12 protein-coding genes are annotated in these 13,186 nt (G+C 61.1%); 4 read left to right on the top strand and 8 right to left on the bottom strand.

The genetic code is table 11. The features are described 5' to 3' along the window. The first annotated feature begins 249 nt into the window (after positions 1-249). Both ACA060_RS17695 and ACA060_RS17690 read left to right on the top strand, forming a co-directional pair. On the top strand, positions 250-1,323 hold the full coding sequence (locus tag ACA060_RS17695) for a diguanylate cyclase (protein ID WP_497312112.1): 1,074 nt from the start codon (positions 250-252) through the stop codon (positions 1,321-1,323). Between the two features lie 301 nt (positions 1,324-1,624). Continuing rightward, positions 1,625-2,866: a M20/M25/M40 family metallo-hydrolase gene (locus ACA060_RS17690; protein WP_497312110.1), complete on the top strand. Its 1,242-nt coding sequence runs from the start codon at positions 1,625-1,627 to the stop codon at positions 2,864-2,866. 176 nt (positions 2,867-3,042) lie between these two features. Here ACA060_RS17690 and ACA060_RS17685 read toward each other — a convergent pair whose 3' ends face one another. The 8 genes from ACA060_RS17685 to ACA060_RS17650 all read right to left on the bottom strand — a co-directional run bounded on the left by ACA060_RS17685 (position 3,043) and on the right by ACA060_RS17650 (position 11,449). After that, positions 3,043-3,912: an isocitrate lyase/PEP mutase family protein gene (locus ACA060_RS17685; protein WP_010455567.1), complete on the bottom strand. Its 870-nt coding sequence runs from the start codon at positions 3,910-3,912 to the stop codon at positions 3,043-3,045. Positions 3,913-4,245: 333 nt separating this feature from the next. After that, a complete protein-coding gene (gene astA, locus ACA060_RS17680) occupies positions 4,246-5,280 on the bottom strand; it encodes an arginine N-succinyltransferase (RefSeq protein WP_497312108.1) in 1,035 nt (344 codons plus the stop codon). Positions 5,281-5,341: 61 nt separating this feature from the next. Continuing rightward, positions 5,342-6,358, bottom strand: a complete 1,017-nt coding sequence (locus tag ACA060_RS17675; protein WP_109632845.1) for an arginine N-succinyltransferase — start codon at positions 6,356-6,358, stop codon at positions 5,342-5,344. A 119-nt stretch (positions 6,359-6,477) separates the two neighbouring features. Continuing rightward, positions 6,478-7,827: an APC family permease gene (locus ACA060_RS17670; protein WP_497312106.1), complete on the bottom strand. Its 1,350-nt coding sequence runs from the start codon at positions 7,825-7,827 to the stop codon at positions 6,478-6,480. A 56-nt stretch (positions 7,828-7,883) separates the two neighbouring features. Then, a complete protein-coding gene (locus ACA060_RS17665) occupies positions 7,884-8,636 on the bottom strand; it encodes an N-formylglutamate amidohydrolase (protein WP_109632841.1) in 753 nt (250 codons plus the stop codon). Continuing rightward, positions 8,620-9,951, bottom strand: coding sequence for a glutamine synthetase family protein (locus ACA060_RS17660; protein ID WP_497312104.1), 1,332 nt, complete (start codon positions 9,949-9,951; stop codon positions 8,620-8,622). Before ACA060_RS17660 ends, ACA060_RS17665 begins: the two co-directional genes overlap by 17 nt. After that, entirely contained in the window at positions 9,948-10,592 is a 645-nt protein-coding gene (locus ACA060_RS17655; RefSeq protein ID WP_109632838.1) for a cysteine hydrolase family protein, read from the bottom strand. The genes ACA060_RS17660 and ACA060_RS17655 overlap by 4 nt, the downstream gene beginning before the upstream one ends. Before the next feature lie 2 nt (positions 10,593-10,594). Further along, positions 10,595-11,449, bottom strand: a complete 855-nt coding sequence (locus tag ACA060_RS17650; protein ID WP_109632836.1) for a MurR/RpiR family transcriptional regulator — start codon at positions 11,447-11,449, stop codon at positions 10,595-10,597. Positions 11,450-11,791: 342 nt separating this feature from the next. On the opposite strand from ACA060_RS17650, the gene ACA060_RS17645 reads away from it, so the two are divergent. Both ACA060_RS17645 and cobF read left to right on the top strand, forming a co-directional pair. Continuing rightward, positions 11,792-12,352, top strand: a complete 561-nt coding sequence (locus ACA060_RS17645) for a histidine phosphatase family protein (protein WP_497312101.1) — start codon at positions 11,792-11,794, stop codon at positions 12,350-12,352. After that, positions 12,352-13,107, top strand: coding sequence for a precorrin-6A synthase (deacetylating) (cobF, locus tag ACA060_RS17640; protein WP_497312099.1), 756 nt, complete (start codon positions 12,352-12,354; stop codon positions 13,105-13,107). Before ACA060_RS17645 ends, cobF begins: the two co-directional genes overlap by 1 nt. Positions 13,108-13,186 lie beyond the last annotated feature (79 nt).

Here is a 13,186-nt window from a genome sequence, read left to right as displayed (position 1 = left end):
TATCCGTGTTTATCCAACCCTCTCTTCATGTATAGCCCAAACATCGCACACATCCCCTGTGGGAGCGTGGCTTGCCCGCGAAGGGGCCCTCAACGCCGCCAAAAGCTTCGCGGGCAAGCCACGCTCTCACAAACTGCGCAGGATTCAGGCTGCCCGCCGGTGATGGCTATTTAACGTTGCCCTGATAGACTCCTAGCACACCCGCAACCCGTGTGTGGTCAGGTTCCGTTCTGTGACGCAGAGGCCCTTATGGGAAATACGGGAGGAAAAGGACTTTCACTGGCCAGAAGGCTCTATACATCGCGAACCCTGGGCCTGGCCCTGGGGCTGTTGTGCGTAGGCGCGGCGATGTATCCGCTCGACCCGGCGCCGTGGGTCTGGGGGCTGATGCTGTTCAATGGCGTGCTCTGGCCGCATGTTGCCTATCAATGGGCGCGTCGGGCGAAGGTGCCCTTTCACGCCGAACATCGCAACATCCTGGTCGACGCTTTTCTCGGTGGTTTCTGGGTCGCCGCCATGCACTTCAATCCGCTGCCAAGCGCGGCGACGCTGTCCATGATGGCCATGAACAACGTGGCGATCGGCGGTTTGCGGTTCCTGCTGGTGGGCACGGCCGCGCAGATTCTCGGGATGGGTGTCGGCATGCTGGTGTTCACCCCGGCCTTTGTCCCGCAAACCAGTCCTTTGCAGCTTTACGCTTGTCTGCCCCTGCTGATCCTGTATCCATTGGCGCTGGGCTGGATCTGCTTCCGCCAGGCCACCACCCTTGGCCGGCAAAAACGCGAACTGCTGGCCCTGAGCCGGACCGACAGCCTCACCGGCCTGCTGAACCATGGCGCGTGGAAAGACCAGTTGGAAGTTGAATTCCAGCGGTGCCGACGCCAGCAGCAGGGTGGAGCGATTGCGCTGATCGACATCGACCATTTCAAGACCATCAATGACACCTACGGCCACGTCGCCGGGGACATCGTGTTGCGACAACTGAGCAAAATGCTCAAGCAGAACCTGCGGGCGACTGATGTGGCGGGGCGCTATGGCGGTGACGAATTCTGCGTGCTGCTCCCGGATTTGCCCCTCAACAGCGCGGTGGCGGCCATGGACGCCTTGCGTGATCGCTTCGCCACCCTGGGCTACGAGCAGAACCCGGCGCTGAAAGTCAGCCTGAGCATTGGCCTGGCCGCTTTCAACCCGGCGTTCACCGACGCCACCCTGTGGCTCAACGATGCCGATCAGGCGCTCTACGAAGCCAAGAGCACCGGCCGCAACCGCGTCATTAGCCGCATTGGCGGCAAGCCCCAGCACGAACTGCTCGACCCGGTCTGAAAGCCCGCAAACATCCCTGTGGGAACGAACCTATGTGGCTAAAGGGCTTTTGTGGCGAGGGGATTTATCCCCGTTCGGCTGCGAAGCAGTCGTAAACCGCTGAACGCGGCGTGCCTGAAAAACGCAATGGCAGAACTGGGGCTGCTTCGCATCCCAACGGGGATAAATCCCCTCACCACAAAGGCCCGCTCCCACAAGGGAATTGCGGTGTGCCAGTTCTGTTGGGGTCGCATTCGGCATAGAGCCAAGCAGCTCAGTGAGGTAGGGTTTCGGTTCCCCGACACGAAACAAGGACCGATTCATGACGCTCAATCTCCCTCGTTCCCTGCTGGCCACCAGCCTTGGCCTGACCCTCGCCCTCGGCGTATTCGCCCCGGCGGTCTTTGCCGAACCCCACAAACAAGTCCTCGCCGATTCCGAACAGTACAAGGGGCAAGCCCTGAAATTGCTGGAACGCCTGGTGAACATCGACTCCGGTTCCGGCTATGAACCCGGTCTGACGCAAGTACGCGACATCGCCATCGACGAGCTGAAAAAACTCGGCTTCAGCATCGAACTGGTGCCGAACACACCGGACAAAAGCAGCCACGTGATCGCCACCCTCAAAGGCACCGGCAAGGCGAAAATCCTGCTGATGGCGCACATGGACACCGTGTTCAAGGAAGGCTCGGCCGCCGAGCGCCCGTTCCACATCAAGGATGGCCGCGCCTACGGGCCGGGCGTGATGGACGACAAGGGCGGCATCGTCGCCGGGATCTACGCGCTGAAAGTCCTGAAAAACCTCGACTTCAAGGATTACGCGCAAATTACCTTCCTGCTCGACGCCAGCGAAGAAACCGGCTCGGACATCGCCACCGACCTGATCAAGAAAACCGCCAAGGCCCACGATGTAACCCTCAACCTCGAGCCGGGCCGCCCGGCGGATGGTCTGGTGGTGTGGCGCAAAGGCAGCGCGACGGCGGTGGTGGAAGTCAAAGGCAAAGCCGCCCACGCCGGTGTCGCGCCGGAACTGGGCCGCAACGCGGCGATGGAAGCGGCGCACCAGATTCTGCAACTCGGCAAACTGGGCGACGCCGAGAAGAAAACCACCATCAACTTCACGGTGATCAAGTCGGGCGACCGCACGAACGTGATTCCGGATCAGGCCACCGCCAAGGCTGACGTGCGGGCGGCGGTACCGGAAGAGTTTGACCGGATCGAGAAGGACCTGGCGCGGGTTTCCAAAGACAAGCTGATTGCGGACACCGAAGTCACCACCACGCTACAACGCGGTCTGCCGCCGATGCCGCAGACGGCGGAATCGGATCGGCTGATGGCCATGGCCCAGGGGATTTACGGTGAGATCGGGCGCAAGTTGACGGAAGAAGGCAGTGGCGGGGCAGCGGATGCCAGCCTCTCAGCCGGTGTGGGCACGCCGACACTGGATGGGTTCGGGATTGTTGGCGGCAATATTCATACGCCTGAAGAGTACGCAGAAGTAGAAAGCGTGGCGCCGCGGATTTATCTGTTGTCGCGGATGATTATGGAGTTGGCGAAGCGCTGACTGACACTGTTGTCAGCGATATAGCGGTGCCTGAACTGACACCATCGCGAGCAGGCTCGCTCCCACATTGGATTGCAGGCGTACACAAATCATGCGTCCACTAAAAATCCCCTGTGGGAGCGAGCCTGCTCGCGATGGCGTCGGCTCGGTTCACACCGTCAGACGCGCTGAACGGGCTATTCCTTCACACTCATAAACTCTTCCGCCCAACGGATGTATTCCTCAGGCTGCGTATAGGTATGAGTCAACTCGGTAGCGCTCAAATCCGACGCCTGGGTAAAGATCTGCCGCTGTTCGCGCAAACTGTCGTAGGTCGCTTTGATCGCTGCGAAGTACGCGCCATGACCATCAATGGTCACCCGCACGCCCAGTTCCGCCAGGCGTTTGTCGTCACGCAGCAGAGGGTTGCCGTAGGTGACCAGCATCAGTGGCACGCTCAGGTGTTCGGCAATCTGTTCGAGGTGATCGAAGTCCCGCACGCCCACCATGCAAATCCCGTCCGCACCGGCCTGCTGGTAATGGCAGGTACGGCTGATGACTTCCTGAACCGGCAGGATCCCGGCGTTGGTGCGCGCGATGATCGCCATTTCCGAGTCGACCCGGGCTTCCAGTGCCGCGCGAATCTTGCCGACGCCTTCCGCCACGCCAATCAGGTCGGTGGATTTGCGGCCGAATTGCGCTGGCAGCAGGGTGTCTTCGATGGTCAGCGCGGCGATGCCGGCGCGTTCCAGTTCGACGATGGTGCGCATCACGTTGAGCGCGTTGCCGTAGCCGTGGTCGGCGTCGGCGATGACCGGCAATTGGGCGACACGGCCGATGCGCGTGGCCTGTTCGGCGAACTCGCTGAGGGTGATCAAGGCGAAGTCGGGGGCACCTAATACCTGCAAAGAGGCGACGGAGCCACCGAGGATACCCACTTCAAACCCCAGGTCAGCGGCAATGCGGGCTGACATCGGGTCGAAGACCGACGCCGTGTGATAGCAGGTGTTGGAAGCAAACAGCTCGCGGAAGTTACGGCGCAAATCTTGATGAGAAAGCCTGGACATATGAGTTCCACCAATACAAAGGAATGGAAAGGCTTGAGCAAAGGTGTCAACGCCGAAGGAACAAAAGGCTATCACGCGGACGAGGGGAAGATGATGACGAATTTGCGGGGTGGCTCAGATAGACGCGGACCCTTTGTGGCCAGGAGGTGTGTCTGTGGTGAAGAGGGTTGTGGCGAGGAGGTTTACCTGTGGCGAGGGAGCTTGCTCCCGCTCGGCTGCGCAGCAGTCGTCAATTGGCGAATGCGGTATGCCAGATAAATGGGGGAGCTGGTTTTTTGGGGCCGCTTCGCAGCCCAGCGGGAGCAAGCTCCCTCGCCACAGTAGTGGTGGCGATCAGGCCGCCACAGCCTGCTGCTGTCGATTGGGCAACAACACCGCCCGCACCGAATTCCCCGGTTGCAGTTGCAGGCGTTTGGCCGTGAGTCGGTCGACGATCAGGCTGTTGCCCACCAAGCGGGCCTGGGCGGTGGTGATGCGGCAGTTTTCCAGGCGGCGGTTGTGGATCAGCCACACCGGGGCCTGTTCGTCAGGCGTGCCGATGGCCAATACCAGGGGCTGACTGTCGCGCACGGTGCGGATTTTCGCGACCGGGGCTTCGATCACCGGGCCGGCGTCGAAGATGTCGATGTAGCCCTGATGCACAAATCCTTCGGCGCTGAGGATCTTCAACGCCGGTTCGGTGTTCGGGTGTGCCTTGCCGATGACGGCCTGGGCCTGTTCGGTGAGCAGGCAGGTGTAGAGCGGCTGGCGTGGCATCAGTTCGGCGATGAACGGTTTGCTGCCCAGCCCCGACAGGTGATCGGCGTGGCTGAAGTCCATCTTGAAGAAGTGCCGGCCCAGGCTGTCCCAGAACGGCGAACAGCCGTGTTCGTCGGCACTGCCGCGCAGTTCGGCAATCAGCTTGTCGCCGAACAGGTGCGGGAACTCGGCCACGAACAGCAATCGTCCCAGCGACAGCAGCCGACCATTGCTGCCATGGCGTTGATCGGGACGCAGAAACAGCGAGCAGATTTCCGATTGGCCGGTCATTTCATTATTCAGGAACAGCGTCGGAATCTGCCGCTGAATACCCAGGTCCGGCGACGAACTGACCGTCAGCCCGACCCGATAGTTGTACCAGGGCTCACGCAGGCCAACGGCGCCGGCCAAGGCACTGATGCCGACCACTTGCTGATCGTCATCTTCCAGCACGAACAGGTAATCGGCATCCGCACGCTCGACCTGTTCGGCGAAGGTCCGTTGGGCCCAGCGCACCCGGTGTACCAGACGCTCTTCGTTGGCCGGCAGGGTGGTGAAGCCGGGGCCGGCCTGTTGCACCAGGTCCATCAAGGCGGGCAGGTCGGTGACGTGAACCGGACGGACAATCATGATGCAGCTCCTTCTTCGCGCCAGTTCGGGCGCTGTCGTTGGGCACGAGGCCGGGTGATGCTCACAGGGCAATCAGCCGGATCGGGCTGCCATCGGTCACGCTCAGGGCGGCGCACATCTCGACGCTCAACCCTACCGGTTGCCCAGCCTGGACACTCAGCTCGGCGACGATGGCGCGGTAATCCTTCAGCGAATCGTTGCTCACCAGGTAACGGCCGCTCGCCTCAATGGACGAAGCCGACTGCACCGTACCGATCTGGCTTTGCGCGATGGAGAGAATGTTCGAGGTGCGCGCATACAGCGTCGGGCCTGCGTCAAACAGGTCGATGTAGCTGTTGGTTTCAAATCCCTCGCGCTCAAGGATATCGAAGGCCTCCTGGCCGTCGGGGTGAATCCGGCCGATGCAATCCTGTGCCGCCTGGGGCAGCATCGGCACGTAGATCGGGTATTGCGGCATCAGTTCGGCGAGGAAAGTCCGGCTCTCCAGACCGCAGAGCCGCTCGGCCTCGGCGTAGGGCAAATCGAAGAAATGCTTGCCCAGCGCATCCCAGAACGGTGACTGCGCCTCCTCGCTGCTGAAACCGACGATCTCGGTGATCACCGCTTCGGCAAAGCGCTGCGAATGGGCGGCGATGAACAACAGGCGCGCCCGGGACAGCAATTCCGAAAACGCTGTGCGCACCAGTGCCGTGTCGATATGAAAACCCCGCAGCAAGGTGTGGCCGCTGAGGTCCTGGCACAACGACAACGCCGGCACGCCGTGTTCGATGTTCAGCTCTCGGGAAGCGCTGGTGAAGTGACGGTTGCGCAAGCTGTAGAACGGTTCGTTGAAGCCGGCGGTGGCAAGGATTTCCGAGCAACCCACCAGACGCCGGGCCGCGAGATCCTCCAGTACGAAGAAATAATTCTCCGGGCCATGCACCTCGACGTCTTTGTCGAACGAGGCGCAGGAGTCGAGTATCTTTAGTCGCAGGCGTTCAGTGTCGTCCGGCAAGGACGTGACACCGACCAGACTGTCGCGCGCCAGTTGCTGTAACTGGGGCAGGTCGGTTAACTCGACTGGGCGTAAGACCAGCATGGATGTACTCCTGTATCAAAGGGTTCGGCGGTGTGTGCCAAACCTGACTATCACTGTCGGTTTCCACGCGTTAAATCGGCGGTCGCCTGATTTCTTGTCAGGCGCCGCTCTTTTTCTTGTCAGCCGTTGCTCGGATCGGGCAACGCCGTGCTGGCGCCGAGCCTGTTCAGGAAAAACAGGTACACCAGGCCCAGGGCAATCCAGATCAGACCGAGTTTTTGTGCATCGACGCCCATGTTGTACATGATGGCCGCGACGATGATGAAGCCGATCACCGGGCAGATCAGGTGACGGATCACCTGGCCGGACTTCTGCCGACGCCAGTAGTAATTGATCACGGTCAGGTGCAGCAACATGAAACCGCTCAACGCGCCGAAGTTCACCAGCGAGGTGAGGGTGTCCACCGAGTTGATGAACAGGTAGCAAATCACCAGAGACAACACGGCCACCAGGTAGATGCTCAGGTACGGGGTGTTGTGTTTCGGGTGAACCCTGGCCAGCACTTTCGGCAGTTTGCCGTCCCGGGCCATGCCGAAAAGCAGGCGCGATACCGCCGCTTGCGAGGTGATGGCAACCGCTACGCCCCAGGCCAGCGCCGTGGCCACGCCCGTCAGGGTCGCCAGCCAGCTGCCTGCGGCGATTTCGGCGATTTCATAGAACGCGGTGTCGGCGGAGGTAAAGCCCATGCCGGCCGCAAGATCTGTCGCAATCCAGGTCTGCACGACGAAGATCACGCCCATCACCACCAGGGTGATCAACGCTGCCTTGCCGACGCTGCGGCCCGGATCGCCCTTGATTTCTTCGGCGAGGGTGGAGATCGCATCGAAACCGAGGAACGACAGCACCGCAATCGATACCGCTTGCATCAGCAGGGCGAAATTGAAGGTGTCGGGGTTGTATAACGGCGCCAGGGTCAGCTGACCGTTACCGCCGCCGCTATGCAGCGCATTCCAGGCGTAGAACAGGAAGATCCCCAGCACCACCAGCTGCGCCAGCAGAAACACGATGTTCATACGGGCGGTAAACGTGATGCCCCGCAGGTTGACGAACGTCGCGCTGACCAGAAACGCCAGGATGAAACCGACCTTGGGAATGTCCGGATAAAGGTGATTCAGCGCCATGGCCGCGTAAACGTAGAGCAACGGTGGAATCAGCAGGTAATCGAGCAGCATCAGCCATCCGGCGATAAACCCGACATGCGGGTTGAGGCCGCGTTGTGCGTAGGAATACACCGAACCCGCAATCGGAAAAGCCCGGGCCATGCTGCCGTAACTCAGGGCGGTGAACAGCATCGCGACCATGCCGATGATGTAGGCCAGCGGCACCATCCCGGGCGCTTCGGCGTTGACATAACCGTACACTCCGAACGGGGCGATGGGGATCATGAAGATCATCCCGTACACCACCAGGTCGGTCAGTGACAGGCTACGTTTCAACTCTTGCTTGTAGCCGAATTCTTCTATTTCCATGAAGCCCTACTCCTTGGGATGAAAGCAGCTGCTTGCTGCAGGTTTTACGCGATTTTTTACAGCAGTGGCGCCAGGTAATCTGTCCAGCGACTGACCTCTTCAGGGGTGCGCAACAGGTCGTTGCGCACTTCGATCAACACCGACTCCAATCCCCGAGCATCGCCATGCACCGGCACCGTCATGTCGCCCAGCGGATTGATTTTGTACGGCTCGTTTCCGGCAACCTTCAAGGGGTGCTGGCTCAACCCGTCAATCAATCGTTGGGCGTAGCCCTTGGCTTCACCAAACAGCACGCCGGCTTCCAGCGCGCGTGGCTGGCCGTGGTAAATCGGGGTGAAGCTGTGAATGCCGACCACCCGAACCGGCCGCCCTTGCGCGACACGCTGGTCGATCAAGGTTTGCAGCCGGGCATGAAACGGTTTGAACAGGCATTCGCGGCGGTACTCGCGCGTGGCCTCGTCCAGATCCTGATTGCCCGGTATCTGATAGATCTCGCTGTGCGCCGGGATACTGTCCGGGGCATGGCGCGGGCGGTTGAGGTCAACCAATAACCGCGAGTAATTGGCCGCCAGCAGTGTTGCTCCCAGTGCCTGGGACAAACCTTGCGCCAGTGCCAGCGCGCCAATGTCCCAGGCGATATGCTCGCGGGCCGCTGCATGACTCAAGCCCAGGTCATTCAACCTGGCCGGGATAAAACGGCTGGCGTGTTCGCACACCAGAATCAACGGGTGTGTCGAGTCTTCGCGGCTCAGGGTGTACGCGGGCTCGGTAAAGAGACCGCGTTCAGCGGATTCAGTACAGGCGTGCATAGTGCTCACAGCGTTCGGCGGGCGACAGCTGTTCCGTCAGCGTCAGTTCCTCGGTTTTAAGGGCGATCCAGGTGTCCATCAGTTCACTCGGCAGGGCTTCGATCAGCGCTTCGCTGTTGCGCAGGCACTCAAGCGCCTGGGCAAGGGACGCGGGCAGGGTGACGATGCCGCGGGCCTGGCGTTGCTCTTCGTTCAGGGAATCGGGGATTTCATCGGTAATCGCATTCAAGGCCAGGCGTTGTTCGATGCCCAGGCGACCGGCAATCAGCAGTGCGGCCATGGCCAGGTGCGGCGAAGCCGTGGCGTCCATGGCGCGAAATTCGAGGTTGTATTGCGCTGCCACGGATTTGCCGCCCAGGCTCACGGTCGGGCAGATCCGCAGCGCCGCTTCGCGGTTGCGCTGGCCGAGGCAGGCGTAGGACGCGCTCCAGTGATGCGGCTGCAATCGTTCATAGGACACCGGTGTCGGCGCGGTAAACGCGCACAGCGCCGGCAAGTAATGCAGGATGCCGGCGGCCCAGTGCTGGCCGAGAGTCGACAGGCCATTGATCGTGTCGGCGTCGTACATCAGCGGTTGGCCGTCCAGGTCCAGCAGGCTCACATGCAGGTGCACGCCGTTGCACACGGCATGCTCGGACGTCTTCGGCGCGAAGCTCAGGTCCAGGTCCATCTGCCGGGCGATCTCGCGAGTAATCTCGCGCACGTTCACCGCACGGTCCGCCGCCGCTACACCGAGGGCGGGGCGGCAGGTGATTTCGTATTGATGCTTGCCGTATTCGGGCAGGAACATTTCCGGTTCGACGCCGCCGGCGCGCAGGGCGCTGAGCAGCCAGCCACCGAACTCGGCGCCCTGACGCTGTGCCTCAAGGGAGAACGCCAGCTGATCGGCCTTGCCGCTGCCCAGGTTGAATTCATGTTCGAACGCGGCGTTGACCTGCAAGCCCTGTTCGGCGCGATAACGCTCCACTTCATTGCGCAACAGCGTACGCGGACAGGCGCCCCACGGGCGGCCATCGGTTTCACGAATGTCGCCGTGAATGAAGTCCAATGCCGGGGCCTTGGCATCCGGGCCATTGCTCACCGTCACCCGGCTGCTCAGGTCGGGAATCAGGCGTAGATCGCCATAGGCGCCCCATGGGTTGGTGGAGGCGATGACGTCTTGCGGGGTCAGGGCGCTGTTGGCCGGCACCCAGCCGCAACCCGTCGCCACGTAGTGTTCAAGTTCATCGGTGGGGAACGAGCGGCCACGGGTCACGCCGATCAGGTCGGTGGTGACGATGGTGGTCATGGGCAGCGGCGACAGGCGTTCGCTCATGCTGGCATCTCCTGCAATCGGCCGAGCACGGTTTGGGTGTCGGTGATCCAGCAGTAACCCTTGATCGCGTTCAGGCAGGCTTGATGACGCTGCGGCGTGTAGGTCGCACAGGCATCTTCCACCAGCGTCACCAGGTAGCCGCGGTCTGCGGCGTCACGCACGGCCATGTCCACGCACTGGTCGGTGACGATGCCGGCGATGATCAAGTGCCGCGCCTCAAGATTGCGCAGCACGTAGTCGATGTTGGTGGAGTTGAAGACCCCGGAGGAGGTCTTGGGCAGAACGATTTCGTTTTCGACAGGCGTCAGGTCGTCGATGATCCGCGCCGATGCGCTGCCTTTGGGCAAGTGCATGTCCGAGAGCTTGTGGTCCAGCGAGCGGTCGCGGCCGTCGGCGGTCAGGCTTTCGATGATCGTGTGCAGGACGTTTTGCCGTGCGCTGCGAAATGCACTGAGCAACCGGCGTTGATTGGGCACCACCTGCATGTGGGTGCGGGTCAGGAAGTATTCGCCATCCGGTCCGTTGAGGTGCGGGTCGAACTGCGGTTCGAGCCAGGCCCGTTGCATGTCTACCAGCAACAGCGCGGTGTGGTTGGCAGTGAACGGCAAGTCGCGGGGCGAGTGATGGGGGAGCGTGAACATCCTTATTTATCCTCCAGCAGGTGGGTGTCGAAGTCGGTCCGCAGGGCATCGATGCCTTCCAGGCGATCGGCCAGCTCCGGGCTGCGCAGGGTCAGACAGGCAATCAGCGCCTCGACCTGGGCCAGCGCCGGCACCATGGAGTCGAAGGCCGACACCGATTCCACCGGCGCACTGATAATCAGGTCAGCCATTTCTCGCAGCGGTGAAGCATAGATATCAGTGAACAACACCACGCGGGCATTTCGGCTTTTCGCCGCGTTGGCCACGCGCAGGGCCTGTGATTGGTAGCGGCGATAGTCGAACACCAGCACCACGTCCTGGCGCTGCACGTCGAACAGCCGGTCCGGCAGTTGCGCGTTGTCTTCCAGGGCGAAGCAGCCCGGGCGCAGCAGGCGCAAATGGTTGAGCAGATAGCTGGCGAGGAAACTGCTGAAGCGTCCGCCAAAGCAGTGAACCTGATGGCGGGTGTCGAGCAGCCATTCCACCAGAATCCGCACGTCTTCGGGCTGGGTCAGTGCATGGGTTTCCACCAGCGCCCGATGGCTGTCCGCCAGATAATGGCTCCAGGCGTCGCCTTTCTGAAGATGAGAGCGAAGCTGTAATAAGGCGCTGGGGGACCGCAGGCGGTGGTCCATGTCGCTGAGCAGGGCGTCCTGAAAATCGGCGTAACCGCTGAAACCCAGTTTTTTCACCAGCCGCACGATGGTGGGGTCGCTGACACCGGCATGTTCGGCCAAACGTGACATCGGCCCCAGCCCGTTACGGGGGTACTGGTCCAATAAGGCACGAATGACTTTGCGTTCCGACGGCGTAAGGTCCAGGCCGGGATCGGTGATCAGGTCTCTGAGAGAGGGCATCCGGGCTCCTGCTGGATGGGTGTGTCGGTTTTGTTTCATAAATTGCTAAAACAGTATTTATGTAGTGCGCGCTACATGTCTAGTGAATTTTTCCATGGGTTTTTCAGGGGCCAAAATGAGGCGAAAAGCCTGTGCGCTGGGGGCTACATGGAAGTCGACTGGCGTTGTAGTCCATCGCCCGCAAACGTGTCAGAGATTGCCTAAATTCATTGGTTGGTCGAGGTTGTGTCTCCGTGATAGCTGGTTCAAAGGAAACGCCCTGGATCGCGCTTCTTGCGGCACAATTGCGTCATTAACGGCAGCATCGTGCCGTCTTCCATTTCATCGACAGGGTGATAATCCGTGCAGGCAACCCGTTTGACCCTGATGTGCCACGCGCGAACCGTCGCACAAAAATTGGCGAGTTTTCCTACGAATGAGCCGTTGGAATTTTATGGCCAATGGGCGAAGGGATCGCGTAGCGGCCAGTTCGAAGAGACGCCACGGCTGCTCTGCGGGCCGGAGTTGCGTACGCAGCAGACGGCCGAGTTGTTTGGCAGTGATGTTGAAATCATCGCGGCACTGAGGGATTGCGACTTCGGACGGTGGCGCGGGGCGCGGATCAATGACCTGCAAAAGTCCGAACCCGAGGCGCTGCAGGCCTGGCTCGATGACCCGACCTCGGCGCCCCATGGCGGTGAGTCGGCCGCGCAGCTCACCGTGCGCGTGGCGCAGTGGCTCAAGTCCCTTGAGGCAACACCGGGGCATTTCCTTGCCATCACCCATCCCTTTGTCATTCGCGCCGCATTGACCCAGGTGTTGCAGGCCAAGGCGTTCAACCTGATCGATGTCGAACCGTTATCGGCCATCGAGTTGCGGTTCACCGGCCGCTGGCGGCTGCGTTTGCTTGAAGGAGTCATTTGATGAAAAAGCTTCTGGTCATCGGCATCGGTGCCGGCAACCCCGACTACATCACAATGCAGGCCGTGAAGGCGCTGAACCGCGTCGACGTGTTTTTCCTGATGGACAAGGGCCAGAGCAAAGACAAATTGATCGACCTGCGCCGTGAGATCTGCGAGCGCTACATCACCGAGCACGACTACCGCTTCGTCGAGGTCCACAGCCCGGAGCGCGAGCGCGGGGAAGTGGACTACAAGACCAGCGTTGAAGATCTGAACCTCGCCAAGCAACAGACCTTCGAGCGGCTGATCAATGAGGAAATATCCGACGACCAGTGCGGCGGTTTTCTGGTGTGGGGCGATCCGGCGTTGTACGACAGCACCCTGCGGATTTTGCAGGCGATCCTGACCTCGGGCCGCTGTGCGTTCGAGTATGAAGTGATCCCCGGCATTACCAGCGTCCAGGCGTTGGCGGCGCAGCATAAGGTGCCGCTGAATCGCATTGGCCGCTCGATCGAAATCACCACCGGCCGACGCCTGGCGGCGGGGCAGGTGAGCGATGCCGACAGCCTGGTGGTGATGCTCGATGCCGAGGATTCCTACCATCAGGTGGCGGACCCGGAGACGGAGATTTACTGGGGGGCTTATTTGGGGACGCCGGATGAGATTTTGATCAGCGGCAAGATCAAGGATGTGGCGGATGAGATCGAGCGAGTGCGCAAGGCGGCGCGAGTGGCAAACGGGTGGATTATGGATACGTACCTGTTGCGTAAGCCTTGAGGACGGAGGTGTCTGGGCTGACGCCTTCGCGAGCAAGCCCGCTCCCACATTGGATCTGCGGTGTTCACAAACCCCTGTG

Source organism: Pseudomonas sp. LBUM1671 (assembly GCF_059695685.1).
Note: the sequence above shows the minus strand (reverse complement) of the source record. Positions and strands in the feature narration are given on the sequence as shown.

Coding starts and splice junctions, on each gene's coding strand:
- ACA060_RS17695 (WP_497312112.1), top strand. CDS start 250: ATGGGAAATACGGGAGGAAAAGGACTTTCACTGGCCAGAAGGCTCTAT.
- cobF (WP_497312099.1), top strand. CDS start 12,352: ATGAAAAAGCTTCTGGTCATCGGCATCGGTGCCGGCAACCCCGACTAC.
- ACA060_RS17650 (WP_109632836.1), bottom strand. CDS start 11,449: ATGCCCTCTCTCAGAGACCTGATCACCGATCCCGGCCTGGACCTTACG.
- ACA060_RS17660 (WP_497312104.1), bottom strand. CDS start 9,951: ATGAGCGAACGCCTGTCGCCGCTGCCCATGACCACCATCGTCACCACC.
- ACA060_RS17665 (WP_109632841.1), bottom strand. CDS start 8,636: ATGCACGCCTGTACTGAATCCGCTGAACGCGGTCTCTTTACCGAGCCC.
- ACA060_RS17685 (WP_010455567.1), bottom strand. CDS start 3,912: ATGTCCAGGCTTTCTCATCAAGATTTGCGCCGTAACTTCCGCGAGCTG.
- astA (WP_497312108.1), bottom strand. CDS start 5,280: ATGATTGTCCGTCCGGTTCACGTCACCGACCTGCCCGCCTTGATGGAC.
- ACA060_RS17670 (WP_497312106.1), bottom strand. CDS start 7,827: ATGGAAATAGAAGAATTCGGCTACAAGCAAGAGTTGAAACGTAGCCTG.
- ACA060_RS17675 (WP_109632845.1), bottom strand. CDS start 6,358: ATGCTGGTCTTACGCCCAGTCGAGTTAACCGACCTGCCCCAGTTACAG.
- ACA060_RS17690 (WP_497312110.1), top strand. CDS start 1,625: ATGACGCTCAATCTCCCTCGTTCCCTGCTGGCCACCAGCCTTGGCCTG.
- ACA060_RS17655 (WP_109632838.1), bottom strand. CDS start 10,592: ATGTTCACGCTCCCCCATCACTCGCCCCGCGACTTGCCGTTCACTGCC.